Source organism: Corynebacterium sp. NML98-0116 (assembly GCF_001767255.1).
Lineage (GTDB): Bacteria > Actinomycetota > Actinomycetes > Mycobacteriales > Mycobacteriaceae > Corynebacterium > Corynebacterium pseudogenitalium.
Genome location: NZ_CP017639.1, coordinates 1885832 through 1912188, shown reverse-complemented (window position 1 = coordinate 1912188; position 26357 = coordinate 1885832). Strand labels below are relative to the sequence as shown.

The 26357-nt window shown below is 62.4% G+C and carries 30 protein-coding genes and 1 pseudogene; 22 read left to right on the top strand and 9 right to left on the bottom strand.

Going from position 1 to position 26357, the window contains the following annotated elements:
- The first annotated feature begins 1 nt into the window (after window position 1).
- From rplX to BJP05_RS08800, 3 genes are all read left to right on the top strand, one after another.
- On the top strand, window positions 2–316 hold the full coding sequence (gene rplX / locus BJP05_RS08810) for a 50S ribosomal protein L24 (RefSeq protein ID WP_070363082.1): 315 nt from the start codon (window positions 2–4) through the stop codon (window positions 314–316).
- A gap of 2 nt (window positions 317–318) precedes the next feature.
- Window positions 319–897, top strand: coding sequence for a 50S ribosomal protein L5 (gene rplE, locus BJP05_RS08805; protein WP_070363081.1), 579 nt, complete (start codon window positions 319–321; stop codon window positions 895–897).
- 173 nt (window positions 898–1070) lie between these two features.
- Complete coding sequence (locus BJP05_RS08800) at window positions 1071–1853, top strand: formate/nitrite transporter family protein (protein ID WP_070363080.1); 783 nt, start codon at window positions 1071–1073, stop codon at window positions 1851–1853.
- Here the strand turns inward: BJP05_RS08800 and fdhD are convergent.
- From fdhD to BJP05_RS08785, 3 genes are read right to left on the bottom strand one after another with little or no spacing between them, the layout of a single operon-like run.
- On the bottom strand, window positions 1850–2677 hold the full coding sequence (gene fdhD / locus BJP05_RS08795; RefSeq protein WP_070363079.1) for a formate dehydrogenase accessory sulfurtransferase FdhD: 828 nt from the start codon (window positions 2675–2677) through the stop codon (window positions 1850–1852). The two genes, BJP05_RS08800 and fdhD, sit on opposite strands and share 4 nt — an antisense overlap.
- Entirely contained in the window at window positions 2664–2951 is a 288-nt protein-coding gene (locus tag BJP05_RS08790; RefSeq protein ID WP_070363586.1) for a DUF6457 domain-containing protein, read from the bottom strand. The genes fdhD and BJP05_RS08790 overlap by 14 nt, the downstream gene beginning before the upstream one ends.
- 10 nt (window positions 2952–2961) lie before the next feature.
- The gene (locus BJP05_RS08785; protein WP_070363585.1) at window positions 2962–4194 is read right to left on the bottom strand and encodes an amidohydrolase; all 1233 of its coding nucleotides are present in this window, start codon (window positions 4192–4194) and stop codon (window positions 2962–2964) included.
- A 322-nt stretch (window positions 4195–4516) separates the two neighbouring features.
- Here BJP05_RS08785 and rpsH point away from each other — a divergent pair, with 322 nt between their 5' ends.
- From rpsH to rplO, 6 genes are read left to right on the top strand one after another with little or no spacing between them, the layout of a single operon-like run.
- Window positions 4517–4915 (top strand): 30S ribosomal protein S8, encoded by a 399-nt coding sequence (gene rpsH, locus BJP05_RS08780; RefSeq protein WP_070363078.1) that lies wholly within the window; start codon window positions 4517–4519, stop codon window positions 4913–4915.
- A gap of 18 nt (window positions 4916–4933) precedes the next feature.
- Window positions 4934–5470 carry a 50S ribosomal protein L6 gene (gene rplF / locus BJP05_RS08775; protein WP_070363077.1) on the top strand — a complete coding sequence of 179 codons (537 nt, stop codon included), beginning with the start codon at window positions 4934–4936 and terminating at the stop codon, window positions 5468–5470.
- Window positions 5471–5472: 2 nt separating this feature from the next.
- The gene (rplR, locus tag BJP05_RS08770) at window positions 5473–5877 is read left to right on the top strand and encodes a 50S ribosomal protein L18 (RefSeq protein WP_070363076.1); all 405 of its coding nucleotides are present in this window, start codon (window positions 5473–5475) and stop codon (window positions 5875–5877) included.
- 40 nt (window positions 5878–5917) lie between these two features.
- Window positions 5918–6553: a 30S ribosomal protein S5 gene (gene rpsE / locus BJP05_RS08765; protein WP_070363075.1), complete on the top strand. Its 636-nt coding sequence runs from the start codon at window positions 5918–5920 to the stop codon at window positions 6551–6553.
- A gap of 5 nt (window positions 6554–6558) precedes the next feature.
- Window positions 6559–6744, top strand: a complete 186-nt coding sequence (gene rpmD, locus BJP05_RS08760) for a 50S ribosomal protein L30 (RefSeq protein ID WP_070363074.1) — start codon at window positions 6559–6561, stop codon at window positions 6742–6744.
- 6 nt (window positions 6745–6750) lie between these two features.
- Complete coding sequence (rplO, locus tag BJP05_RS08755; RefSeq protein WP_070363073.1) at window positions 6751–7200, top strand: 50S ribosomal protein L15; 450 nt, start codon at window positions 6751–6753, stop codon at window positions 7198–7200.
- Window positions 7201–7271: 71 nt separating this feature from the next.
- Here the strand turns inward: rplO and BJP05_RS08750 are convergent, their stop codons facing one another.
- Genes BJP05_RS08750 through BJP05_RS08735 form a run of 4 tightly spaced genes read right to left on the bottom strand, consistent with a single transcriptional unit; the run spans window position 7272 to window position 11960 of the window.
- A complete protein-coding gene (locus BJP05_RS08750; RefSeq protein WP_070363072.1) occupies window positions 7272–7874 on the bottom strand; it encodes a molecular chaperone in 603 nt (200 codons plus the stop codon).
- Window positions 7874–8815 carry a DmsC/YnfH family molybdoenzyme membrane anchor subunit gene (locus BJP05_RS08745; RefSeq protein WP_070363071.1) on the bottom strand — a complete coding sequence of 314 codons (942 nt, stop codon included), beginning with the start codon at window positions 8813–8815 and terminating at the stop codon, window positions 7874–7876. The genes BJP05_RS08750 and BJP05_RS08745 overlap by 1 nt, the downstream gene beginning before the upstream one ends.
- A gap of 3 nt (window positions 8816–8818) precedes the next feature.
- Entirely contained in the window at window positions 8819–9463 is a 645-nt protein-coding gene (locus BJP05_RS08740; protein ID WP_070363070.1) for a DMSO/selenate family reductase complex B subunit, read from the bottom strand.
- A 25-nt stretch (window positions 9464–9488) separates the two neighbouring features.
- Window positions 9489–11960 (bottom strand): DMSO/selenate family reductase complex A subunit, encoded by a 2472-nt coding sequence (locus tag BJP05_RS08735; RefSeq protein WP_070363069.1) that lies wholly within the window; start codon window positions 11958–11960, stop codon window positions 9489–9491.
- A 277-nt stretch (window positions 11961–12237) separates the two neighbouring features.
- On the opposite strand from BJP05_RS08735, the gene secY reads away from it, so the two are divergent.
- The 13 genes and pseudogenes from secY to eccB all read left to right on the top strand — a co-directional run bounded on the left by secY (window position 12238) and on the right by eccB (window position 23809).
- Window positions 12238–13566 (top strand): preprotein translocase subunit SecY, encoded by a 1329-nt coding sequence (gene secY, locus BJP05_RS08730; protein ID WP_070363584.1) that lies wholly within the window; start codon window positions 12238–12240, stop codon window positions 13564–13566.
- Window positions 13566–14111 carry an adenylate kinase gene (locus tag BJP05_RS08725; protein ID WP_070363068.1) on the top strand — a complete coding sequence of 182 codons (546 nt, stop codon included), beginning with the start codon at window positions 13566–13568 and terminating at the stop codon, window positions 14109–14111. Before secY ends, BJP05_RS08725 begins: the two co-directional genes overlap by 1 nt.
- 92 nt (window positions 14112–14203) lie before the next feature.
- Window positions 14204–15001, top strand: a complete 798-nt coding sequence (map, locus tag BJP05_RS08720) for a type I methionyl aminopeptidase (protein WP_070363067.1) — start codon at window positions 14204–14206, stop codon at window positions 14999–15001.
- A gap of 14 nt (window positions 15002–15015) precedes the next feature.
- Window positions 15016–15789 carry a L,D-transpeptidase gene (locus BJP05_RS08715; RefSeq protein ID WP_070363066.1) on the top strand — a complete coding sequence of 258 codons (774 nt, stop codon included), beginning with the start codon at window positions 15016–15018 and terminating at the stop codon, window positions 15787–15789.
- A 196-nt stretch (window positions 15790–15985) separates the two neighbouring features.
- Complete coding sequence (gene infA / locus BJP05_RS08710) at window positions 15986–16204, top strand: translation initiation factor IF-1 (protein ID WP_018017508.1); 219 nt, start codon at window positions 15986–15988, stop codon at window positions 16202–16204.
- A gap of 179 nt (window positions 16205–16383) precedes the next feature.
- Complete coding sequence (rpsM, locus tag BJP05_RS08705) at window positions 16384–16752, top strand: 30S ribosomal protein S13 (RefSeq protein WP_070363065.1); 369 nt, start codon at window positions 16384–16386, stop codon at window positions 16750–16752.
- 3 nt (window positions 16753–16755) lie between these two features.
- On the top strand, window positions 16756–17160 hold the full coding sequence (rpsK, locus tag BJP05_RS08700) for a 30S ribosomal protein S11 (RefSeq protein WP_070363064.1): 405 nt from the start codon (window positions 16756–16758) through the stop codon (window positions 17158–17160).
- Window positions 17161–17187: 27 nt separating this feature from the next.
- Window positions 17188–17793, top strand: coding sequence for a 30S ribosomal protein S4 (gene rpsD / locus BJP05_RS08695; RefSeq protein WP_070363063.1), 606 nt, complete (start codon window positions 17188–17190; stop codon window positions 17791–17793).
- 117 nt (window positions 17794–17910) lie between these two features.
- A complete protein-coding gene (locus BJP05_RS08690; RefSeq protein WP_070363062.1) occupies window positions 17911–18924 on the top strand; it encodes a DNA-directed RNA polymerase subunit alpha in 1014 nt (337 codons plus the stop codon).
- Between the two features lie 42 nt (window positions 18925–18966).
- A pseudogene (gene rplQ / locus BJP05_RS08685) lies at window positions 18967–19347 on the top strand (50S ribosomal protein L17); the annotation flags it as partial.
- Between the two features lie 122 nt (window positions 19348–19469).
- Entirely contained in the window at window positions 19470–20309 is an 840-nt protein-coding gene (truA, locus tag BJP05_RS08680) for a tRNA pseudouridine(38-40) synthase TruA (protein WP_070363061.1), read from the top strand.
- Between the two features lie 58 nt (window positions 20310–20367).
- Window positions 20368–22506 carry a DUF6541 family protein gene (locus BJP05_RS08675; RefSeq protein WP_240492745.1) on the top strand — a complete coding sequence of 713 codons (2139 nt, stop codon included), beginning with the start codon at window positions 20368–20370 and terminating at the stop codon, window positions 22504–22506.
- A 49-nt stretch (window positions 22507–22555) separates the two neighbouring features.
- Entirely contained in the window at window positions 22556–23809 is a 1254-nt protein-coding gene (eccB, locus tag BJP05_RS08670; protein ID WP_070363060.1) for a type VII secretion protein EccB, read from the top strand.
- Here the strand turns inward: eccB and BJP05_RS08665 are convergent.
- Window positions 23806–24999 (bottom strand): S8 family serine peptidase, encoded by a 1194-nt coding sequence (locus BJP05_RS08665; protein ID WP_070363059.1) that lies wholly within the window; start codon window positions 24997–24999, stop codon window positions 23806–23808. The two genes, eccB and BJP05_RS08665, sit on opposite strands and share 4 nt — an antisense overlap.
- Before the next feature lie 4 nt (window positions 25000–25003).
- Window positions 25004–26329: a type VII secretion integral membrane protein EccD gene (gene eccD, locus BJP05_RS08660; protein WP_168156199.1), complete on the bottom strand. Its 1326-nt coding sequence runs from the start codon at window positions 26327–26329 to the stop codon at window positions 25004–25006.
- Window positions 26330–26357: the final 28 nt, after the last annotated feature.

Here is a 26357-nt window from a genome sequence, read left to right as displayed (position 1 = left end):
GATGAAAATCAAAAAGGGCGATATGGTCCAGGTCATCTCTGGCAAGGATAAGGGCGCGCAGGGCAAGGTTATTGAGGCATACCCGAAGCGTCAGCGCGTTCTCGTTGAAGGCGTGAACCGCATGAAGAAGCACGTCGCGAACTCCTACAACGAGCGCGGCGCAGAGTCCGGCGGCATTGTCACCCAGGAAGCTCCGATCCACGTCTCCAACGTGATGGTCCTGGATTCCGACGGCAAGCCGACGCGCGTGGGCTACCGTTTCGACGAAAACGGCAAGAAGGTCCGCGTTGCAAAGTCGAACGGGAAGGACATCTAAGCATGGCTGAGAACTACACCCCTCGTCTGAAGACCCAGTACAAAGAGGACATCCGTACCAAGCTCAACGATGAGTTCAAGTACGACAACGTCATGCAGATCCCAGGTCTGACCAAGATTGTTGTCAACATGGGTGTCGGCGACGCTGCACGTGACTCCAAGGTCATCAACGGCGCACTCGAGGACCTCGCCGCGATCACCGGCCAGAAGCCACAGCTTCGCCGCGCGAAGAAGTCCATCGCTAACTTCAAGCTCCGTGAAGGCATGCCGATCGGCGCGAAGGTCACCCTCCGCGGCGACCGCATGTGGGAGTTCCTGGACCGCCTGCTGACGGTTGCTCTGCCACGTATTCGTGACTTCCGTGGCCTCAGCGACAAGCAGTTCGACGGTGCAGGCAACTACACCTTCGGCCTGACCGAACAGACGATGTTCTACGAAATCGACATCGACAAGATCGATCGCGTCCGCGGTATGGACATCACTGTCGTCACCACCGCAACGAACGACGACGAGGGCCGCGCACTCCTGCGCCACCTCGGCTTCCCGTTCGCTGACAAGGATGGCAAGATGCAGCGCGCATAACGCGTCACTGCTTTTCGACGAACACCCCTGCGACCCAACCGGGTTGCGGGGGTGTACGTCTTTTGGGGGAACCTGCAGAGCACACCCGAATAGTACGCATGTACTGTTTTTGGGAAACGTTCGATAGACTGACTCCTTGCAACAATCTCTCAGGTGAATTTGAGGAGGCCACGATGGCTTTGCAAGAAATGGTCCACGCTGGGGCCAAAAAGAAAGAGCAGCTTCTCGATAATGAGATGCCACGGTTTTTCGTCCGCGCGATTCTCGCCGGCATTTACCTGACCGCCGGTACGGCGTTCGCCGCGGTGGCGGGAAATGCGGTCAATGAATATGCGCCGGGGCTCGGCTCGGTTGTGTTCGCCTTGCTGTTCGGGCTTGGCCTGTTCGCGATCGTCATCCTGAACGCGGAGCTTGCAACGGGCGACATGATGTTTGCGTCCTGGGCGGCGACAGACAAGGTGTTCAGCTGGGGCAAGGGTATTTGGCTCGTCGTTGTGGTGACGGTGGCGAACCTGATCGGTGCGATCATTTTCGCGGCTGTGATGAGCCAGTCGGCCAAGTTCGGCTCGATGGATAATAGCCACCTGATTGTCACTCTGGTTGAGGGCAAGTTGGCGAAGCCGTTCTTCGGCGCGCTGCTTGAGGCGATCTTCGCGAACTTCATTGTCAACATGGCGATTGTTGGTGCGCTGCTGGCGAAGGAGTTCATCTCCAAGTTCGTCGTGATCCTGCCACTGATCGCTATCTTCGTTGGCCTGGGCCTCGAGCACGTTATTGCGAACTTCTCGCTGTTCTCCCTGGCGTTCCTGTCCAGCACGCCACCTGAGGGATTCACCGCCGCTGCAATCCTGAGCAACTGGGTTGCTGTGTGGATCGGCAACTTCATCGGCGGTGGCCTGTGCATCGGCGGTGTCTACGCTTGGTTGAACAAGACGAAGACGGTGTACAAGGACTAGTCGCTGAGCTCCCCGGAGTACAGATTGAAGCGCTCGCCGCGCACAAAGCCGGCGAGCGCCATTTTTGTTTCGCGGGCCAGTTCGACGGCAAGGGAGGATGCCGCAGAGACCGCAACCATTGCCGGGAAGCCCGCCATCGCGGCCTTTTGCACAAGCTCGAATGACGCGCGGGAGCTGACAACCAGGATCAGGTCGCTGGCTGGCAGGAGACCTTCGAGTAGTAGGTGGCCAATGACTTTGTCGGTCGCGTTGTGTCGACCGATGTCCTCGCGGATTACTACAGGTTCGCCGTCAAAGGTAAACGCGCCGGCCGCGTGGATGCCGCCTGTCTTACGGAACTGCTTTTGGCCGGTTGCAAGGGCGCCGGGTAATCGCATCACCAGGTCCGGGTCCAAGCGGACGGGAGTGATTGGCGCGGGCACCTTGCCCATGATGTCGTCGATCGACTGCGTGCCGCACACGCCGCATGCGCTCGTGGTAGTGGTCAGGCGAATGAACTGCGGTGCAGCGGGGGAGGCCGCGGGCCCGAGGCCGATGTCGAGCGTGTTGTACGTGTTTTCGCCGTTCGGCCCGACCGCACCCGCGCAGTAGCGCGCGGAACGAACGTCCTCTGCGCTGCTGATCAGTCCCTCCGCGAACATCCAGCCGTGTGCCAGCTCGATGTCGTGGCCGGGGGTCCGCATCGTGGTGGTCAACGTGTCGCCGGTGGCGCGGATCGCCAGCGGCTCTTCCACGGTGACGGTATCGGCGCGAGTATCGCGCGCGAAACCGCTGTCGGTGCGGGTGACTTTCGTGACGGCGAAGCGTCGATTAATCCTGCTCATACGTTTCCAGGAGCTTCGCTACCTTGGCAAGCGCCGCGCGCGTCGTTGCTGAGTCCGCATCAGTATCGCCCTGGAGCGCCGCACCGGTTGCGACGCCTACGACGAACGCCGTCGTTGGAGCCGCCGGGCGCGACGGGCCGTTGTGCGCGACGTCCGCTGTCATCTTCAGAATGTCGCCGACCAGCGAGCGCGTGAGATCCGGGGAAACGCCGAGCGTACGGGAGACCTCTTCGAGCCACTCGTGTGTTGATTGCAAACCTTCGTTGTTAGCCATGTTTGCCACCTTAGTCGCCGTTCTTGTTGATGAGCCACGCGCTCGCAGCCGTTACCATCGCTTCGGCGCCGCGGTCGAGTGTCGGCTGGAGGTCGGGCGCGAACGCTGCGCTGTGATTGCCCGGCGCATGCGGGTAGCTGGCGAAGCCGCCGAGGCCCCAGAACGTATACGGCACGCCGAGCGCGTCCGGGATGATCGAGAAGTCCTCGCTGGCAGGGACCTGCGCCAACGTCTGCGCTTCATCACCGAATCGCGCCTCGAAGGCGTTGCGTACCCGCTGCGTTACTGCGGCATCGTTGCTGGTGAGCGGGTAGGCGTCGTAGTACTCGAACTCGGGCAGCTGCGGGCTACGCGCTGCCTCGCACTCAGCGCGCACGATGCGTTCGATGGCCTCCTTGAGGTGCGCGCTCGTCGCCTCCGAATAGGCGCGGGTATTGATCAGCAGCTCCGCGCTATCCGGGATGACGTTGGATTTCGCTCCCGAATGGATCGCGCCGACCGTCAGCACCGCGGTTTCGGAAGCAGCAATCTCTCGGGAGACTACGGTGTGCAGCCTCGTCACAATTGTCGACGCCAACAAGACCGCATCGACGCCCATCTCAGGCATGGATCCGTGCGAACCCACTCCGTGTACTGTGACCTTCACCGAGAACGCCTGGGAGAGCACCGGGCCCGGCCGGGTCCCCACATGGCCCAACGGCAGCGTGCCGAGCACGTGTTGGCCCAAGTACACGTCGGGGTGGGGGATCGCGTCGGCGATACCGTGCTCAACCATCGAACGTGCGCCGGAGGCTGTTTCCTCGCCGGGCTGGAATACGCCCACCAGCGTGCCGGACCAAGCGTCGCGGCAAGTGTTGAACGCGACGACAGCCGCGAGCACCGAGCAAATATGGAAGTCGTGCCCACACGCGTGGGACACCGGCACCTCCTGCCCAGTCGCAGCATCGACTTGGGTCTGCGTGCAGGCGTAGCCCTTGCCGGAATCCTCCTTGACTGGGAGGCCGTCAGTATCGCCGCGCAGGGCGACGACGGGCCCGGGGCCGTTTTCGATGGTGGCGACGACGCCCGTTTCGCCCAATACCGAATATGGGATACCGGCTGCCTCGAGTTCCTGAACGATGCGCTGTGAGGTCTGGGTTTCCTGCATCGAGAGTTCAGCGTGTTGGTGGAACCAGCGGTAGAGCTCCTCGCGGTGCGTGCGGGTGGCGGAGAGGGCGTCGAAAAGTTCGTCGAGGTGCTTCATAGCACCGACTATACGACGCAGCGATCGGGCCAACGTGACTTGTTTCTTGGATAGAGGGAGTGTAATGTGGCCAAACGGACTTGTGCACAGATGGTTGTCTGCGCGCAAAATCCGAGAGAACATTGTACATCCAACTTTGTTGCAGGCCCCCGCCGAGAAGCGGACCGCGTGCAAGGGAGGCGGCGAGCGCCCCGCGTTATTGAGCGTGGGGAGCGTGAAGTAGCCCCCGACAGATCATGCGGAAAACGCGACCTGGCACGACATAGTCTTGCTGGTCAGGTGGGTAGGGAACCGCAACGAGAAAGGTAAACGGTCACATCTTATGACGATGACTGATCCAATCGCAGACATGCTGTCTCGCGTGCGCAACGCGTCGCACGCACAGCACGAGAGCGTGACAATGCCTTCCTCCAAGATCAAGGCAAACATCGCCGAGATCCTGAAGCAGGAAGGCTACATTGCTGATTACAAGGTTGAGGACGCCAAGGTTGGCAAGCAGCTGACCCTGGACCTCAAGTACGGCCCGACCCGTGAGGCTGCCATCGCTGGCCTGCGTCGCGTGTCCAAGCCTGGTCTGCGCGTGTACGCAAAGTCCAACGACCTGCCGCAGGTGCTGGGTGGTCTGGGTGTGGCGATCATCTCCACGTCCCAGGGTCTCCTCACTGACCGTCAGGCCCAGGAGAAGGGTGTAGGCGGAGAAGTTCTCGCCTACGTCTGGTAAAGGGAGGTTGAAAAGACTATGTCGCGTGTAGGTAATGCACCCATCGCCATCCCGAATGGTGCCGAAGTTAAAATTAACGGTCAGGTCGTAGAGGTCAAGGGCCCTAAGGGTTCCCTCAACTTCGAGCTGCCTGAGCCAATCACCGCTGCGGTTGAGGACAACGAGATTGTCGTCTCCCGTCCGGACGATCACCGCAAGCACCGTGCGCTGCACGGTCTGTCCCGTTCCATGGTCAACAACCTCGTTGTTGGCGTGACCGAGGGCTACAAGATCAACATGGAGATCTTCGGTGTCGGCTACCGTGTCCAGGCCAAGGGCAAGAACCTCGAGTTCTCGCTCGGCTACTCCCACCCGATCCTCATTGAGGCTCCGGAAGGGATCAGCTTCGCAGTCGATGGCAACACCAAGTTCTCCATCGAGGGCATTGACAAGCAGCAGGTTGGCCAGATCGCGGCTAACATCCGCCGCCTCCGTAAGGATGACCCATACAAGGGTAAGGGCATCCGCTACGAAGGTGAGCAGATTCGCCGCAAGGTCGGAAAGACGGGTAAGTAATCATGAGCAATTCTGCAGAGAACACCAAGCGCACCCCGGTCGGCAAGGATATTTCCTCCCGCCGCCGCGAGGCTCGTGCACGTCGCCACTTCCGTATCCGCAAGACGCTGCGCGGCACCCCGGAGACCCCACGTCTCGTTGTGCACCGCTCTTCGCGTCACATCCACGTCCAGCTGATCGACGATCTCGCTGGCCACACACTCGCAGCGGCATCCTCCATCGAGGCTGACGTGCGCGCAATGGAAGGTGACAAGAAGGCAAAGGCAGCCAAGGTTGGCCAGCTGATCGCTGAGCGCGCCAAGGCTGCAGGCATCGAAGCTATCGTCTTCGACCGCGCAGGTTACAAGTACCACGGTCGCGTCGCAGCTCTTGCCGACGCCGCTCGTGAAGGTGGTCTGAAGTTCTAATGACCACCGCAATCATCACCATCAACGGAAGGATCGCGTAATGGCCGAACGTGAACGGCGTGACGGCGGACGCTCCGCCGACAACCAGAACAAGAAGAATGAGCGCAACAACCGCGGTGGCCGTGGCCGTCGCGATGATCGTCGCAACCAGAATGATGACCGCGACAAGTACATCGAGCGCGTCATCACCATCAACCGTGTCGCAAAGACCGTGAAGGGCGGACGCAACATGTCCTTCACCGCTCTCGTCGTCGTTGGCGACGGCAAGGGCATGGTCGGCGTTGGCTACGGCAAGGCAAAGGAAGTTCCTGCCGCTATCCAGAAGGGTGCAGAAGAAGCACGTAAGAACTTCTTCCGCGTCCCGATGATCGGTGGCACCATTCCTCACCCAGTCCAGGCAGAAGAGGCAGCAGGCATCGTTATGCTGCGCCCGGCTGCACCAGGTACCGGTGTTATCGCCGGTGGCGCAGTTCGCCCAGTGCTCGAGTGCGCTGGCGTCCAGGACATCCTTGCTAAGTCGATCGGTTCTGACAACGCTCTGAACGTTGTTCAGGCAACGGTTGCAGGTCTCAAGCAGCTCGTACGCCCTGAGGAAGTTGCTGCGAAGCGTGGCAAGGACCTCGAGGACGTCGCACCTGCTCGCATGCTGCGCGCACGCGCAGGACAGGAGGCGTAAGAACAATGGCTTTGAAGATCACATTGCACCACGGCAAGGTTGGCGAGAAGCCACTGACCCGTAAGAACCTCGAGGCTCTCGGTCTGCGCAAGATCGGCCAGTCCGTCATTAAGAAGGACAACGCCGCAACCCGTGGACAGATCCTGAAGGTTCGCCACCTCGTTACCGTCGAAGAAGTTGCAGGGGAGTAGAACAACATGGCTGAAATTATCAAGCTCCATGATCTGCGCCCAGCAAAGGGCGCTAACAAACCAAAGTTCCGCGTAGGTCGCGGTGAAGCAGGCAAGGGCGGCAAGACCGCTGGCCGTGGTACCAAGGGCACCAAGGCTCGCAAGCAGGTCTCCGCAGCATTCGAGGGTGGCCAGATGCCACTTCACATGCGCCTGCCGAAGCTCAAGGGCTTCAAGAACCCGAACCGCGTGGAGTACCAGGTAGTCAACGTTCAGGCGCTCGCAGAAGCGTTCCCGAACGGCGGCACCATCACCATCGACGACATCGTCGCAGCTGGCCTGGTTCGCAAGAACCACCCAGTCAAGGTGCTGGGCAACGGCGACATCAACGTCAAGTTGGACGTCACCGCTACCAAGTTCTCCAAGTCTGCGGTTGAGAAGATCGAGGCAGCCGGCGGGTCCACCACCCAGGCATAAGCCTTCATCTTCGCGCCACAGCGCAGAGAAAAGCTCCCCACTCGTCAACGACGACGTGGGGAGCTTTCGTATTAGAGGGTTTCGACGGCGGCCAGCACACCCCGCGTAAGCCCAGGCAGCGCCCGGTAGATCGCGGTGTTCGCATGCTTTTCGACGCCCCCAAGCACCTGCTCAGCGAAGCGGGCGGGGTGCTCGGCGGTGAAGGAGCGCAGCACGGCCAACGCGGCGGCTTGATCGGCCTCGGAGGACGCGCTGAGTGCCAGGGCGCACATGTGGCTGATACAGCGGAACTCCAGCCCGATGTGGTCCGGCGGGAGGTTATCGGCGCCGGGGTCAAAGCCGACCTGGTGGTAAACGGCGGCGACGGCCGCGGCGTCCTCATCCATGACGAGTCCGTCCTTGGAAAAGTACGGGGACTCGTACGGCTGGGCAAGCGGGGAGCTTACGCCAATGAACAGGTAGAGGTGGTCTCGCTGCAACGCTTCGGCGGTGTCGCGCTCCGCTTCCAGCAGGGCGTTGATGGCTTGCTGCGAGGCGTCGTCCTCGAGCGGCCATGACTGCAGGAAGGAAGGGTCGGAGAGGGCGTCGAGAAGCGGGCCTTGCGGCTCGTCGAGAAAGATCTGCCCCACGATGTCTGCCGCGATGTGGCAGCGTTCAACTAACTCAGTGTGCATCAGATTCCGATCCGGTCGACTGCACCGTAGAACATGAAGCGGCCGAGCAGCTCCGCGATGACCACCAGGATGTACGCGACGGTGATCCACAGCATCGCGCTCGAGGTGGGGCGGCGGGTGCGGCCGCCGAACGCCAGGATGAGGCCCACGATGAACGCACCGACCAGCAGGAGCCCAATGCGGATGACGAATGCGGTCATGTTGAACTCAAACTGCGCCGGGTTCGGGCCCGCGGGGCGGCCGTAGTTGAACACCATCACGATGAAAATGAGCGGCACGACGACGGTCAGCGCGATGCCGATCCAGCGCAGCGAGGCGTGGATGAGGTCCCAGACCTCTTCCTTCTGGGCGTCGGTCTGGTCTTCGTTGCGCGCGGACGGGATGAGCTTCTTGATCAGCTCGGAGTCTTCGAGCCAGTTGTACGCCGTGAGCGCGACCGCAATCGCGAGCAGACCTGTGACCGCGGCGGAGAGGTAGAACGCTGCCGGGGTGGTCCAGTGGTTCCACGATGGGATCGTGGGCAGCATGTAGAGGCGCGCCATGGTGGCGATGAACCCGATGCCGGCAATCGCGGTGATGACCGCGATGGTTGTGCGGGTGCCCACGGAGCCCCAGTCGAAGAACTGGCAGGCAGCGAACAGGAAGCCGAGCGCCGCGAAGATGCAGCCGCCCACGAGCTCCTGGGTGAGCCCGGAGGAACTGATGTGGCGCATCACGTTCAGCGCGTTGATCGGGTTGCCGAGGTGGAAGAACGCGAGGCAGAAGCCTGCGATCATGATTGGGCCGATTGCGTAGAGCGCCGGCACACAAATGCGGTTAATCGCGTTCGCGGAGTAGCGGGTGCGTCCCACCATTGTGATGACGCCGAGGACGAAGAACGCGCCGACCGCCATCTGCCCGAACGTGGTGAAAAACGTGAGGGGCCATTCGTGCATATTCATGAGTTAGACCTCTTCCGGGTTCATGATCTCGCCAGCATCCAACGCGTCCCAGCGCTTTGCGTCCTTGTGCGGCTTGATGGTCAGGCGTGGTTCGGTAAACGTTGGGTCCGGCAGCGGCGCGATGCCGGCGACGTCGCCGTGTTCCTTGCGCAGCTCGTCGATAGGGCCCCAGTCGAGCGCGCGCGACGGGCACGCGGCCACGCACGCCGGGTCCTTGCCCTCTGCGCGGTAGTCGGCGCACAGGTCGCACTTCGTCATGACGCCCTTTTCAGGGTTGAACTGTGGCGCGGAGTAGGGGCACGCCCACTCGCAGTAGCGGCAGCCCACGCACTTGTGCGGGTCGACGGAGACGACGCCGTCCTCGCCGATGTGCATCGCGGTGGTCGGACAGACCTTGGTGCAGATCGGGTTGTCACAGTGGTTGCAGGACACCGATGTGTAGTAGGTGAACGTGTTGGTGGTCAGCTCGCCGTCGGCGTTGCGGTTCCAGTCGCCGCCCGAGTACTCGACCACGCGGCGCCAGTTCACGCCGATCGGTGTGTTGTGCTTGTCCTTGCAGGCGATCTGGCAGGCTTTGCAGCCGTTGCACAAGGTCTGGTCGAAGAAGAAACCAAGGCGCTTGCTCGGCTTGTCGTTGTTGTTAGCCATGTTGTTGTTTCACTCCTTGGTGTTGTTATTTCGCTTTTTCAACCTGGCACAGCGCCGTGTGCTGCGCGTTGCCCTTGGCAAGAGGGGAGGGATGCCAGCTGGTCAGCGTATTGACGGATGCCCCTACGTCCACGCCGCCGTCCTTCGGGTTGAACCAGGAACCCTGCGGCACCGAGATGACACCCGGTGCGATTCGCGGGGTGACGCGGGCAATGGAGCGGATCCGGCCACGCTTGTTGTAGGCGTAGACGGGGTCGTCGTTCTTGATGCCGCGTTCCTTGGCGTCGATGGGGTTGATCCAGAGGACCTGCGGGTGGGCGTCGTCGCGCAGCCAATCGACGTTGCCGTAGGAGGAGTGGGTGCGGCCCTTGGTGTGGTGGCCGATGACCTGCAGCGGGTACTCCTTGTTCTCTGCGGCTTCCTCGGCGCCTTCCCAAGTTGCGACCTGCTCCGGCAGCGGTGTCAGCTTGTCGCCTGCGATGTTCGGGTCAAACTCCCACTCCTTCGACATTTCGTAGAGCTCGGAGGAGAAGATCTCGATCTTGCCGCTCGGGGTCTCCAGGGGGTTGGCCACTGGGTCCTCACGGAAGTCTTTCAGTGCGACCGTGGTTTCGCCTTCTCGACGCCACACACCCATCTTCTTGAGCTCCTCAAAGGATGGCAGCTCCGGAATCTCCTTGCGGGATTCGTCGAGGGTGTAGCGCAGCCACTCTTCCTGGGTGCGGCCTTCGGTGAATTTGTCGCGCACACCGAAGCGTTCAGCGAGGTCGGCGATGACGTCGTAAATCGGCCGGCAGTCGTACAGTGGCTTGATCGCGCTGGAGGCCAGGATGGTGTACTCCAGGTTGCCCGCCGAGCCCTGCTGGATGATGTCGGTTTGCTCAGCGGTGGAGCAGTCCGGCAGAACGTAGTCCGCGTAGCGCGCGGACACCGTCATCTGGATGTCGCTGACGACGATGAGTTCGGCCTTGGAGTCGTCGCGAAGCAGCTCGACCGTGCGATTGAGATCGCCGTGCTGGTTCGTGTTGGTGTTGCCGGCGTATTGCCAGATCATCTTGATCGGGACGTCGAGTTTGTCTTTGCCACGCACGCCGTCCTTCGTCTTGGTCATTGCTGGGCCGTGGTCGACGGCCTGTGGCCACATTGCAACCGAGATCGAGGTCTCCACCGGGTTCTCGTACTGTGTGTTGAACGGGTACGTCATCGGCAAGCTTGCCGAGCCCTCGCGAGCGCCGGTGCCTCCACCAGGGATACCGATCTGCCCGAGCAGCGCTGCCAGCGTAAACACCGCGCGCGACTGGTTCTCGCCGTTCGCGTGGCGCTGCGGACCCCAGCCCTGGGTAATTGCGGTTGGTTTTGCGGTGCCCATCTCGCGGGCAAGCTGGCGGATCTTCTGCGCGGGTACACCGCAGACGCGGGCGGCCCACTCAGGAGTCTTTTCGACGCCATCTGGCCCCTTGCCCTCAATGTAGGAGCGGTACGAGCCGTTCTTCGGCGCGCCCTTCGGCATGTGGTCCTCGTCAAAGCCGACACAATACTTGTCCAGGAACGCTTGGTCGTGCAGGTTCTCGGAGAGCAGTACGTGCGCGATACCTGCCACGAGCGCTGCGTCGGTGCCCGGGCGGATCGGAACCCATTCGTCGCCAAGGCCGACTGCGGTCTCGGAGTAGCGCGGGTCGATCACGATGGTCTTCACGCCGTACTTGCGTTTCGTCTGCTGGGTGACGAACGTCTCGCCACCACCGGACATGCGGGTCTCAAGCGGGTTGTTGCCGAACATGACCTGCAGCTTGGAGTTCTTCACGTCGTCGAAGGAGTTCGACGTGACCCAGGAACCGTAGTGGTACGGGTAGGCTGCCGTGATCTGCGCGGTGGAGTAGTCGGCGTAGTGGTTCAGGTAGCCGCCGATGAGGTTCATAAACCGTGCGAAAGGAGTCTCGACAGGCGGCCAGGAGCGCGCGACGGTGCCGCCGATGGTGCCCGTGCCGTACGCGAGGTAGATGGACTCGTTGCCGTATTTGTCCAGGATGCCCTTCATCTGGTCGGCGATTTCGTCGAGCGCCTGCTCCCAGGAGATTTCGATCCACTCGCCGTCGCCGCGCTTCGTGCCCGGCTTGCGCTTCAGCGGGGTCTTCAAGCGGTCCGGGTTGTAGATCCGGTGGCGGATCGAGCGTCCACGCACACATGCGCGGATCTGCTGCGAGCCGATGGAGTTGTCGCCGCCATCGTCGGGAAGGACGCGGGTGACGCGCCCGTCCTCAACTTGGAGGCGCAGTGGGCAGCGGGAGCCGCAGTTGACGGTGCAGGCGGACCAGACGAACTTCGGGTCGGTGCTTGTGCCTTCTGCGGCTTCGGCGACGCCGACACCTGGGGTGCCGCGCAGGAGCGTGCCAGAGACGGCCGTCGTCGCTACGGCTGCGCCTCCTACGAGGCCTGACCATTGGAGAAATTTACGCCGACTCACGGGAGTCGGCGTTGGTGTAGGTGCTGTGCTCATCGCTGTCCCTTCGAATGCGAGGATTTTCTACAGAAAAGTCGTGAATAAATGTAATATCAATTACCTATTTTTGAGTGTAGTGATTTTCAATCGAAAGTTGGAAACCCTCGCGGGGGTGCTGGCCGAATCGGGGGTTTGGCCTGCTAACTGGTAGAGTAGTGGGGTCAATCCTGTCTGGAGTGTCCCGTCTGCCCGCTACGGTGGTTGTGACGTGCACTTTTGGCAACCGTACTGTCCACTATCTCCTGCGTGAGTGCTGCAGGAGCCAGGAGGCTTTGTGTCCGCTATATTGCAAGCGTTCAAGGACCCGGATCTTCGGAAGAAGATTCTGATTACCCTTGCGTTGATGATTCTGTACCGCATTGGTGCCCAGATTCCGACGCCTGGTGTCGACTACGCGTTGATTAACTCCCGTCTGGAGGAAGTCGCTCAGGGTGACAACGCCACGATGTTCTCCATCATCGGGCTGTTCTCTGGTGGTGCGTTGCTGCAGTTGTCCATCTTCGCGATTGGCATCATGCCGTACATTACGGCGTCGATTATCGTGCAGCTGCTGACCGTGGTGATTCCGAAGTTCGAGGAGTTGAAGAAGGAAGGGCAGTCGGGCCAAACCAAGATGACGCAGTACACGCGTTACCTCACGGTTGCGCTGGCGCTGCTGCAGTCCGCAGGTATTGTGGCGCTGGCCGACCGTGAGCAGCTGCTCGGCCAGGGGATTCCGGTGCTTATTGAGGACCGCAACATCTGGACGCTCATCATGATGATCATCGTCATGACGTCGGGTGCGGTACTGATTATGTGGCTCGGCGAGATCATCACTGAAAAGGGCGTTGGCAATGGTATGTCCCTGCTGATCTTCGCTGGTATTGCGACGAAGCTTCCGTCCGAGGGTGCCTACATCCTGAAGAACTCCGGCGCGGGTACCTTCGCCATGGTCGTTGCGGCGATCATTGCGTTGGTCGTTGGCATCATCTTCATCGAGCAGGGCCAGCGTCGTATCCCGGTGCAGTACGCCAAGCGCATGGTTGGGCGCCGTCAGTACGGTGGTTCCTCCACGTACCTGCCGCTGAAGGTGAACCAGGCTGGCGTTATTCCTGTGATTTTCGCTTCCTCGCTGATGTACGTTCCTGTCTTGATCACGCAGATTGTGACCATGAACAACACGACCCCGCCGGACAACTGGTGGATGAACAACGTCATGGCGTGGCTGCAGAACCCAGGCTCCTGGCAGTACATCCTGGCGTACTTCGCCATGATCATCTTCTTCTCCTACTTCTACGTCTCCATCCAGTACGACCCGGTCGACCAGGCAGAGAACATGAAGAAGTACGGTGGCTTCATCCCAGGCATTCGTCCGGGTCGCCCAACCGCCGAGTACCTCGCGTTCGTGATGAACCGCCTCTTGTTCGTTGGCGCGCTCTACCTTGCACTCATCGCGATCCTGCCGAACCTGGCGCTCGACGCCGGCATTGGCGGCGCTGGCCGCGGTGGCATGAGCGCGTTCGGCGGTACGGCTATCCTGATTATGGTGTCCGTAGCATTGACTACGGTCAAGCAAATTGAATCCCAACTTCTCCAATCCAACTACGAAGGACTGTTGCGATAATGCGACTTGTACTACTTGGCCCTCCCGGCGCTGGCAAAGGCACTCAGGCAGCCATTCTCTCCGAGAAGCTCGGCGTTCCGCACATCTCCACCGGTGACCTGTTCCGTGCGAACATCGGCCAGGGCACCCCGCTTGGCGTCGAAGCGAAAAGCTACATCGACGCTGGCAAGCTGGTCCCGACCGACGTCACCGCGCGCATGGTGGAAGACCGACTCAGCCAGGAAGATGCTGCGAACGGCTTCCTCCTCGACGGTTTCCCGCGCACCGTTGAGCAAGCAGAGATCCTGAAGGAGCTGCTGAGCAAGCAGGGCCTGAAGCTGGACGGCGTGCTCAACTTTGTTGTCGACGAAGACGTGGTGGTCGAGCGCATGCTCGCCCGTGGCCGCGCGGACGACAATGAGGAAACGATCCGCACCCGCCTCAAGGTCTACCGCGACGAAACCGCGCCGCTGATTGATCACTACGGCGACGAGATCATCTCCATCGACGCTGTTGGTGACGTTGATGAAATCAACGAGCGCGCGATGGCGCAGCTGAAGAAGTAACATACAGCGTCTATGTAGGCGCAAGGGCCGGTAGGGACTCGACGAGTGCCTACCGGCCCTTTTACGCAGTAACTCTAGGAAGGAAGCGAATGATGGGGTTCCGGAAACGCAAGATTGTCGCAAAGACACCTGAGCAGCTCGACGCGATGGAGAAGGCAGGCCGAATCGTCGGCCTGGCGCTGCAGGAGGTGCGGGCGGCGGCCGCCCCCGGCAAGTCGACGCTCGACTTAGACAAGGTCGCCGAGACTGTTATCCGTGATCACGGGGCCACGCCCACGTTTTTGGGGTACCAGGGCTTTCCGGGGTCGATCTGTGCGTCAGTCAACGAGGTAGTCGTGCACGGAATCCCGAACAAAGAGACTGTGCTGCACGAGGGAGACCTGGTCTCTATCGACTGTGGCGCGACCTTGCATGGTTGGGTAGGGGATTCCGCGTGGACGTTCGGTGTGGGTGAGCTCGAAGCGGACGTCGAAAAGCTAAACCAGGCAACAGAATGGGTGCTGTACGAGGGGCTGAAAGCGATGGTGCCGGGCAACCGGTTGACCGACGTGTCGCATGCACTCGAACGCGCGACGTATGCAGCAGAGGAGAAGTTCGGAGTGGAGCTCGGCATTGTGGACGGGTACGGCGGCCACGGGATCGGACGCACGATGCACGAGGATCCATACCTTGCCAACGAGGGAAAACCCGGACGCGGCCCTGTGATCCAGGAGGGGTCGGTGTTGGCGATTGAGCCGATGCTGATCCTCGGCGGGGAGATCGACACGGAGGTGCTCGGTGACGACTGGACGGTCGTTTCCATCGACGGCGCCCCGGCATCGCACTGGGAGCACACGGTCGCCGCCACGGCTGACGGGCCGCGCATCCTCACTGTCCGCGAAGCGAAGTAAGCTATACTGCCCACATGCGTTATCAACCTCGACATGCGAAGCCATCCCAACTGAGCCGCAAGCTTGCCGGTTTGAGTGTTGGAATTGGCGTCGCCGCCTCCCTGCTTGCCCAGCCAGCGATGGCGGAGGCGCAGCAGATGCCAGCGATGTCTTCGAATGGTGGACTGGGTGCCCTGCTTGAGCAGACGCAGTCTCAGCTTTCCAGCATCGGCTCCAGTACGCCCGACGCACGTGAGCGAGCATGGCAGACCCGCAACTCGCTGCGCGCGCAGGCCGACGGATTGGCGGCAATCAACAAGGACCTGCCAGCCCAGGCGAAGGCAAGCATCGATGCTACTGTCGAACGCTTCTACCCAGGCTTGATCGCCGAGAAGACTCCGAAGCCAGCGCCGAAACCAGCTGCACGCCCGGCGCCACCTGCACAACCCGCGTTCGATTACGGCCCATGTCCGAAGGATGCGAAGGTGTGTGTGGACACCGGCGGACGCCGTTCCTGGCTGCAGAATAACGGCCAGATGTACTACACGGCTGACCTGATCGGTCCGGGCAGGCCTGGACTTGATACGCCGAAGGGTACGTTCTACGTCAACCGCAAGGTGAAGGATGAGATCTCGTGGGAGTTTGGCAATGCGCCGATGCCGTACGCGACGTACTTCACCAACAACGGTATCGCGTTCCACCAGGGGGATCCGTCGATTCTCTCGCACGGCTGCGTTCGCATGTACCGCGCGGATGCCCAACGTTACTTCCAGGATCTGGCTATCGGGGACAAGGTCTTCGTCTTCTAGCTGCTCCATTCTTTTCGACGCCCACCTGCGGACTTAGCTTCGCAGGTGGGCTTGTGTTTGTGCTGGTGAAGGGATATAGTTGACCACTGGTGTTTATGCACCACGTAGTACAAGTATGTTTTACGTCAGCTACCAGCGGAAACACTGCGCATCAATGAGGATCGCTGTGTTCCGTGAGCTATAGGAAGTGGAGTGTATGGCAAAAGAAGGCGCCATTGAGGTAGAGGGTCGCATCGTCGAACCTTTGAAGAATGCTATGTTCCGTGTCGAGCTCGACAACGGGCATGAGGTCCTTGCTCACATCAGTGGCAAGATGCGCCAGCACTACATCCGCATCCTTCCTGAAGACCGGGTCATTGTGGAGCTGTCTCCATACGACCTGGACCGTGGGCGTATTACGTACCGCTACAAGTAATTTCGTTTGAAGCCTCCTTACCCAGACGCGTGGCGTTGCTGCGCGTCGCTTACCTTTGGCTACGGTGGCCAAAGCCACGTGTATCACGGCCCATCCTCCGGTACGGTCCGGATAAAGAGTTGGTTGGCGTGGGCGGATAGGGAGAAAACCGCCGTAACAACCCGAAAGGTACGTTCCACATGGCACGTCTAGCTGGTGTTGATCTTCCGCGCAATAAGCGCATGGAGATCGCACTTACTTACATTTATGGCATCGGCGCAACCCGCGCCACGGAGCTGCTCGAGAAGACGGGCATTTCTCCAGACCTGCGTACGGACAACCTGAGCGACGATCAGCTGTCCGCACTGCGTGACGCAATCGAGTCCTCCTACACCGTAGAGGGCGACCTGCGTCGTGAGGTGCAGGCAGACATCCGCCGCAAGATTGAAATCGGCTCCTACCAGGGCCTTCGTCACCGTCGTGGCCTGCCTGTTCGCGGGCAGCGCACCAAGACGAACGCTCGCACTCGTAAGGGCCCGAAGAAGACCATCGCAGGAAAGAAGAAGTAATCCATGCCTCCTAAGACTCGTTCCGGTGCGCGCCGTGGTGGCCGTCGCATCGTAAAGAAGAACGTGGCTGCTGGCCACGCATACATCAAGTCGACCTTTAACAACACCATCGTCTCGATCACGGATCAGACCGGTGCTGTTATTTCCTGGGCTTCCTCCGGCCACGTTGGCTTCAAGGGATCCCGCAAGTCCACGCCGTTCGCTGCTCAGATGGCAGCTGAGAACGCTGCTCGTAAGGCGATGGACCACGGTATGAAGAAGGTTGACGTTTTCGTCAAGGGTCCAGGCTCCGGCCGTGAGACCGCAATCCGTTCGCTCCAGGCTGCTGGCCTGGAGGTGTCCTCGATCTCTGACGTGACCCCACAGCCGTTCAACGGCTGCCGTCCGGCGAAGCGTCGTCGCGTTTAAGGCAGAAAGGAAAAGAGGTAATACATCATGGCTCGTTATACCGGCCCTGCTACCCGTAAGTCCCGTCGCCTCCGCGTCGATCTCGTCGGCGGTGACATGTCCTTCGAGCGTCGCCCGTACCCTCCAGGGCAGGCTGGCCGCGCTCGCATCAAGGAATCTGAGTACCTGCTCCAGCTCCAGGAGAAGCAGAAGGCTCGCTTCACCTACGGAGTGATGGAGAAGCAGTTCCGTCGCTACTACGAGGAGGCCAACCGCCTCCCAGGTAAGACCGGCGACAACCTGCTGATCCTGCTTGAGTCCCGTCTGGACAACGTTGTATACCGTGCAGGTCTGGCGCGCACGCGCCGCCAGGCACGTCAGCTTGTTTCCCACGGTCACTTCACCGTGAACGGCAAGCGTATCGACGTTCCTTCTTACAAGGTCACGCAGTACGACATCATCGATGTTCGTGACAAGTCCCGCAAGATGCTTTGGTTCGAAGAGGCCCAGGACAACCTGCTGGACGCCGTTGTTCCGGCATGGCTCCAGGTCGTTCCGGACACCCTGCGCATTCTCGTGCACCAGTTGCCGGAGCGCGCTCAGATCGAGGTGCCGCTGCAGGAGCAGCTCATCGTCGAGCTCTACTCGAAGTAAGCCCGCTTACTTCACCCCGCACTGCGTCGATACGTACGTATACAAGCGGTGCGATATCTTTCCGAAAGTCCATATTCTCGCGGCTTCATATAGTGGTAGCCGGAAAAGGAGAAGTTCATGCTCATCTCACAGCGTCCGCAGCTGACCGAGGAGTACATCGATACCAACCGCTCGAAGTTCATCATCGAGCCACTCGAGCCAGGTTTTGGTTACACGCTGGGTAACTCCCTGCGCCGTACGCTGCTGTCGTCCATTCCGGGCGCAGCGGTTACCTCGATCAAGATTGATGGTGTGCTCCATGAGTTCACCACCATCAACGGTGTGAAGGAAAACGTTTCCGAGATCATCCTCAACATCAAGGACATCGTGCTGTCGTCGGAGTCCGACGAGCCAGTCGTGATGTACCTGTCCGTTGAAGGCCCGGGAGTCGTTACCGCCGGCGACATTGAGACGCCAGCTGATGTTCAGATCCACAACCCGGATCTGCACATCGCTTCGCTCAATGAGCAGGCACGCCTTGAGATGGAGCTTGTCGTGGAGCGTGGCCGTGGCTACGTCCCAGCGATGCCGAACTCTGGTGGGGAAGCCGGCCGCATTCCGGTCGACCAGATCTACTCGCCAGTGACCCGTGTTGCCTACAAGGTTGAGGCAACCCGTGTTGAGCAGCGCACCGACTTCGACAAGCTGATCATCGACGTGGAGACGAAGAACTCCATGTCCGCTCGCGACGCGTTGGCTTCGGCCGGTTCCACCCTGGTGGAGCTGTTCGGCCTGGCACGTGAGCTGAACACGGCAGCAGAAGGCATCGAGATCGGCCCGTCCCCACAGGAGACGGAGTACATCGCGGCTTACAACCTGCCGATTGAGGATCTCAACTTCTCTGTCCGGTCCTACAACTGCTTGAAGCGCGAGGGCATCAACACCGTCGGCCAGCTGGCTGAGTGCTCTGAAACCGACCTGATGGATATCCGCAACTTTGGCGAGAAGTCCATCAATGAGGTCAAGATCAAGCTCGCCTCCATGAGCCTGACGCTGAAGGACGCTCCGGAAGATTTCGACCCGACCCAGATCGAAGGCTACGACGCCGAGACTGGTGACTACGTCGACGACACCGCGGAAGAAACCGAGTAAACCAAGAGCACGCGCTCACAATCCCATACGAGGAGTACGAAAATGCCTACCCCGAAGAAGGGTGCCCGTCTCGGAGGGTCCGCCGCCCACCAGAAGCACATTCTGTCTAACCTGGCGCAGTCCCTGTTCGAGCACGGCGCCATCACGACGACCGATGCAAAGGCGAAAGCACTTCGCCCATACGCTGAGAAGCTGATCACCAAGGCGAAGGGCGGTTCCCTGCAGGAACGCCGCGCTGTTGCTGCGAAGCTTCCGAACAAGCAGATCGTTGCATACCTGTTCAACGAGCTTGCACCGAAGTTCGAAAACCGCAACGGCGGCTACACCCGCCTGATCAAGGTTGCACCTCGCTCCGGCGACAACGCTCCAATGACCCAGATTTCCCTGGTTCTGGAGCCAGCTGAGGCGAAGGCTTCCAAGGAGGACTAATCCTCCGCTGAGTGAGCTTTTCTAGCTCAACCACATGAGACCCCGCGTCCACCTTCACGGTGTCGCGGGGTTTTCGCATTCTAAGAGCACGCGACCAGTTTGCTAGCCTGTAACGAATGAACACGATGCGGCTGCGTTTCGACATCGCCTATGACGGCACCGACTTCCACGGCTGGGCCCGGCAGAAGGGAGACCTGCGGACCGTCCAAGGAACCGTGGAGGACGCGCTCGCGCTTGTGCTGCGCCACCCCGTCGCCCTGACAGTCGCGGGCCGTACGGATGCGGGGGTCCACGCCCGTGGCCAGGTTGCGCACGCAGACATCGACCCGGCCGCGTTGCAGCAGCGCTCTCTTGACGGTGATCCTGCGCGCCTGGTGCGTCGCCTTGCCAAACTGCTACCGGACGACATCCGAGTGCAACAAGTCCGGGAGGTTGCCCCTGAGTTCGACGCTCGCTTCTCGGCGATGGCGCGTCACTACATCTACCGCGTTACTACCAACCCAGCGGGGGCGCTGCCGACACGGACGCGTGACACTGCAGTGTGGGCTCGCCCGGTCGACGTGCAGCTAATGCAGCAGGCCGCCGACGTGCTTCTCGGGCTGCACGACTTCGCGGCGTTCTGCAAGCCGCGACCGCACGCGACGACGATCCGCGACGTGCACAGCTTTCGCTGGGTGGACGCTTCCACGGAGGCGGAGCCGCAGCTCTACGAGGCACACATCAGTGCCGACGCGTTCTGTTGGAACATGGTGCGCGCACTGACCGCGACGTGCCTCACGGTCGGGCAGGGCAAGCGCGACCTGGCGTGGGCCACTGGACTGCTCGACGCCACTGAGCGGCGCGCCGACGTACCGTTAGCCCCCGCGAAGGGACTGACATTCGACCATGTTGTGTACCCACCAGAGCAGGAGTGGGAGGCACGAGCCAACACAACTCGTGATCGGCGTTCGCTCTGAGAGCGCAAAGCGATAAGATTTCACCAGTCTCAACGTCTTAGGTCTCGAAGGAGTACGCGTGGTCACTGCCGGGATGTTCATAGCAGCGGTACTTGTGTTTGTGCTGCCAGGATTCCTGGTCAACGTCATCTCCGGCATGCGTGTGCCGGCGTCGGTGGTGGCGTCGATACCCGTGAGCTTCGGCATTATTGGCTTCAGCGCCTGGTCTTGGGGCCTGACGTCGGCGAGATTTTCGCCGTGGACGTTCTCTGTGAGCGTGGTGTTTGTGATGTTGTGTGCTGCGGGGTGGCGCTACGTGTTTGCGCGCCGAGCCCGCGAGCGCTGGACTGGCACTGGGCAACTGTCGTGGCGTCGGGCGCTGCTGCCGGGGACTCCGCAGGAGCGGCGCGAAGGAAGCGTGGTTGACCCCGTCTGGGTGCTGCCGCTGCTTGGTGTGATTGCGGGGTCGGCGATGCTGATCAGTGACAAGCTGCGGTGGCTGCAGGGAACTCCGCTGGGTTTGGCCAATATCGTGCAGGGTTGGGATTCCCAGTGGCACGCCAATACTGTGCGCTTCATCATGGATGAGGGGATTGCGTCGCCAACGCGCATGGGGGAGCTGATGTACCAGGAGACGCACAGTTCGCTGTTGTATCCCTCGGGGTACCACGCGGGGGTTGCGTTGTTTGCCAAGACCGCTGGGATGGCGCCGATCCCCGCGCTGAATGTGGCGCAGGCGATCGTGCCATCGGTGGCGGCTTGCGTGTCCGTGGCGTGCCTGGTGTTTGCGTTTCTGCGGTCGCGGGGGCTGACGGCGCAGATCGCGGCGGGGTTCGCGCCGCTGCTGGTGTACGGTGCGCCGCAGCTGATGTGGGTGTCGGATTTTGTTGGCATGTGGCCGTACATGATGGCAGTTGCGCTCACGGGCATTGTGATTTGGCAGTTCCTGGAGGTGCCACGGCATCACAACTCGGCGTTTGCGGCGGCCATCGGGTTCTTCGGGGTGGTGGCGGTGCACCCGTCGCCGGTGACCACGATTGCGCTGGCGGTGGCCTTCGCTTGGTGCTTTTCGACGCTTCTTCGTCCCGTCCGTTCACGCCTCGTGGACACTGTCTGGTTAGCGGCCCCGGCGCTTGCCGGTGCGGTGCTGTTCCTGCCACAGATGTTTGCTGGTTCCGAGCAGGCGCAGGAGGTCGCGGGGTGGTCTACTCCGGAGGATGGCACGGCGCCAAATCCGTGGGCGCTCGCGATCACGATGGATACGCGCCACGTCACTGAGTACTTCCCGAACTACAACCCGACTGTGCTGCTGTGGCTCGCGCTCGTGGGGGCGGTGGCGCTTGTGGCGTGGCGTCGCCAGGTGTGGCCGGTGGCGTTCTACGTCCTGTCACTTGCGACGGTGGTGCAGGCAACCGCACCGCTTCCGCCGGTGCTGGACGTGGTGCCTTCGCTGGTTTCGGGGCTGCACTACAACACGGCGCACCGCCTGGTGTTGCCGGTGGTGATGTGCGTCATCGTCGCTGCGGCCATAGGGGCCTCGGTGATGATTCGGATGCTGACGTTGGCGCCGGTTGCCGCGCGTGAGGGTACGGCGGTGGCGAAGGGGGCGTCGACAATTGGGGCGGTGCTCGTGTCCCTCGTGGTGGCTGCGAGTACTGCGACCGCCGTGCACGCGAATGCAGCTCAATCGGCGGAGGGCATTTACACCGCTCCGCGCGTTGGCGGTCGAATGGTCAACGATGACGACCTGGCTGCGTTCGACTGGCTCGCGACGCAGCCTGCGGCGTGGGAAGGCGTGACCTATGGCGAGCCCGCGGACGGGCATTCGTGGATCTACGCCTACAACGGCGTGCCGACGCTCTCACGGCACTACCTGTGGCCGGCGAAGACACGAGGCGACGACACCGCAACTGCGCTGTTCGACGTAGAGATGCTCGGGCGTGGCGTGCTCGGCGACGCGACGGCGAAGAACGCCGTGGACCGGGCCGTTGAACGGCTGAACATCAAGTTTTACATCGCATCGCCGCCGTCGTTCTGGGCGCAGCAGCCGCCGCGCGTGAATTTGAACAATGCCACGGCCAATAGCTCGCTGACCCCCGTGTACGTGAAGGGCGACACGGTGATCTTCGCGGTGAACGAGGCGTTTACGCGCGCCGAGCTCGCGGAGATGCAGCACGACGCCGTCAAGCACGGCTCGGAACCGCTGGAGCTTTGGTAGTGTAAGGCAGCGTTATTGGTTATCGGGGGATACAACATCGGGGGTATACATGTCGCAGCGATTGTTGCCAACAACGCGACCGCAGGTGTCGGGGCACAGGTTCATGCAGCGCCGTGTGGAGCACGGCCTGATCTACGGCGACATCCGGATGATCCATGACCCGCTGGCGGCGCGGCGCCGCGCGGGGATCTTCGGGGCGGTCGGGGTGGTGCTGATCGCCGCGGTGATGGGGCTATTCGCCTGGATGAGCCCGAACCCGCACCCCGGCGAAGCCCCGATCGTGCGAGCTACTGACGGCGGCCTGTTCGTGCGTGTCGACGGCACCTTGCACCCTGTGACGAACTTGACTTCCGCTCGCCTCATCGCCGGGGAGGCCGCCGAGCCTGCCCGCGCCGGTGGGGACTACTTGGCCACGGTGCCGCGCGGCCTGCCAGTGGGCATCGTCGCGGCTCCTGGGATGTTTGCCCCTGAGGCCACGGAGGCGCATGCCTGGTCCGCGTGCCACACCGAGGGCAAGGTCACGGTGGTCGCGGGTCAGGCGCCTGCGCCGCTACCGAGGGGTACGGCGGTGCTGGCGGTGGCGGATCACCGTGAGTGGGTCGTCGACGCGCACGGCCGTAGGCAGCTGCCGCCATCCACCACGCCGGAGGGGCGCATCATGCGTCGCGCCCTAGGCATCGACGGCACGACGCCGCGCTGGTCGCCGCCGAACGCGATGCTCGGCGCCCTGCGCGAGGGACCAGCGTTCACGCTGCCGCCGCGCCTCCCAGAGGTACTGCGCACCCCGGAGACTACCTGGGTGCTCACGGAGCACGGCGGTGTGCAGCAAGTCTCTGACACGGCCGCCCAAGTGCTTCTCGACGCCGGCGCCGCCTCCCGCGACGTCAACCGCGCAGACATCGCGCATTACCCGGACGCGCAGCCGCCACTGGACCTGCGCATCCCGCACGAGGCTCCGCGCTGGGTGCAACCCACACAGGATACGGTGTGCGTGAACGACAAACGTGGCGCAGCCACCTGGCCGAAGGACGCCGGTGGCGTGCTCGAAGGAGCGATTGCGCTGGCGGGGACGGGCACCGCGACCCACTTCGCGGGACTGCGCGAGGGTGCCGTCGGCGTGGATACAGGGCAAGGCCTGCTCGTGGTGTCGCCGGAGGGCTCCCGCCACGAGGTCGCCGGGCGGGACACGCTGGAGCTGATCGGCGTGCGCCACACCGAGGAAGCGCCGTGGCAGATCGTTGCGCTGCTGCCGAGTGGAGCTCCGCTCGAGCGGTCGGTGGCGCTGAAACCGGTGGCGTCTTAGAGCCCGCGGCGTCCGCGGCCCCCACGGAGGGAGCGCGCCACGATCGTCAGCGCGATGCATGCCAAGAGCCCACCGAGCGCCAGTCCGGCGCGCCGGACCGCAAGGGATGCGGTGGGCAACGGTGCGTCGATGGTGGTGACGGTTGCCTCGCGCGGTGGCGTGGGTGGGAGTTGCGTGACGATGTCTTCTGGGCGCAGCGCCCCGCCGTTGGGTTCCGCGGCGGCGTAGACGATCTCACGCACTTGTTGCGGTGAGAGGTGTGGATAGCGCTCGAGGAGGAGGGCGATGGCGCCACTGACGACGGGTGCGGCGAAGCTGGTGCCCACGTAGGGCTGCACGGTTGGTGTGCCGTCGGGTTGGAGCTCGCCGGTGATGCCGGTGGCGAACCCTGCGCCGTCGGACGCGAGGACCACGGGTGTGGTGCCGCGGGCGGAGAGCGGCGGCTTTGGGGATGCGATGGAGTAGTCGGCGACAGTGTGGGCGTCCTCGCGTGCGCCGACGGCAAGGACCGTGGGCATGTGCGCGGGGAAGACGGCGAAGCCGTGGGCGCATTCGTTGGTGGCGTTGCCGGCGGCGGCCACGACGACGGCACCGGAGGTTTCGGCGCGGTGGAGCGCGGCCTCCAGCTCGCGGGTGTCCAGGCTTGCGGCGAGGTAAGGCGGCATGCAGGAGACGATTGAGATGTTGATGACGCGTGCGCGTTCGTCGACGGCGTTGTTGATGGCGTCAGTGAGGGTGGCGAGTGATCCCGCGGTCTGCTCTTCGCGGTAGTGCGCGGAGGTTTGCCGGATTGAGATGAGGTGCGCTGCGGGCGCGATGCCGAGGTCGCGGCTGGCGATGATACCGGCGACGACGGTGCCGTGGCTGTCGCAGTCGAAGAATGGATCGGGGTCGTCGGGTGTGACGAAGTCCCGGCCGGGTGTGACCGGCGGCAGTTGCGGGTGCCGCGCGATGCCGGTGTCGATGACGGCGACGCGCACCCCGCGTCCACTCGCGTGGCTGCGGGACGCGGCGACGGATGGGTCAAGCTCCGGTGGCGTGTTTCGGTCTAGTTGCAGGTGCGCAGGGCGGGCACAGGCGTAGTCCTGGGCCTGCGCCGGTGGGGCCGGGATCGAGATTGGCAGCGTCGTTCCAACGGCGAGCGGGACGCAGAGGGTGACGAAGAGGCGTCGAGAAGCAGTGGTGCGCATGGGCTTAGAGCCCCCGGATGAGGTCGAACAGCCCGGTGAGGTGCACCGCGAGCGGGATGACTGCGATGATGGCGGCGGCTTCGGCGCGCTCGAACCACACCACCGTGGTTGGCTCGAGGTCAGGCACGCGGCGCGACCAGATGACGGCGGTAGCGCACACAATGGCGATGCAGCCTGCGGCCACGAGGAACGCTGGGTGCGGGCTTGGCTCGTATACGGTGGCGAGCACCACAGCACCGAGCGCGCCGAGGGCCAGCGCCGTCAGTGCTATTCGCGGGGTGGGGTAGTGGTGGCGCACCGCGTGGATGAGTAGCGCGCCAGCCATGCAACCGGCGAGTGCGACGCGCCAGCCCAGTGCGGCGTCCATCGTGGCAATGCCGTAGAGCGCTGGTAAGCAGCAGGTGGTCACGGCACATGCAATCGCGGCAGATACGGTCAGCGCGGTGAGGCTGCGTGTATCGACGTCATGCTGGTACACATCCGAGCGATCAAATTCCTCGCCAGCGGTGGGGATGCGTGGCACCTTCAAGCCCGCGGCGGCCGTGGCGATATGGGGCGTGAGCATGACCAGCAGCAACCCGAGCAGCACGACCACCGCCGCCCCCGCGTGGTGCTGTGGCAACCACGCACCGAGCGAGGCCGCGGCAAGGAGCAGCGCGCACACCGCCGCGAAGGTCGCGACGGCCGCACCGCACAGTCTGAGCATCGCGCCGATGACTACGCAGGACACGGCGGTGATCGCGGCGGCTAGCATCCCGATTGCCGTATCGCTCGACCCGTCCCATGTAGCCGGAGGCCCAGCCACCCAGGTGCCGACTGCGAATGGGGCCGTGCACAGAAACGCCACGTAAACCGCGCTGCTTCGCGCCGCGAGCGACAGCACCAGCGCCGCTGCAGCCGCCAGGCCCGCGCCGAACGCCACTCCGCCGACCGTGCCAGCCACCGCTGCAATGCACAGCAGCCCCAACATTGTTGCGCCTATGTGCAGGCCACGCACGTCGCGGGCAGAGGCCGCGGCCGCACTCAGGGAATGGGCCGCGTCGCGGATCACGGGCGGTGCCGCCTGCTCCTGTGGGCGCATCACCGCCGTCGCGCCGTTTCGCATCTTGAGCTGGTACAACGGCGCATGCCCATCGAGCGGGATGCCAGCTACGTTGGTGAACTCCCAAGGGCGGTGCAGCTGCGGCAGTTCCACGAAGCGCGCGATCTCGGGTATCAGTTCGTAGAGCGACGAGGACGTCGGCAAACTGAGATCGATATCGCGATGAAGCGAAGCGACGTCGATACGAATGGTGACGTGCACGATGTGATGCGTTGCAGAAACTGCCACGATGAATCCCCCCGGAAAACAAACAAAT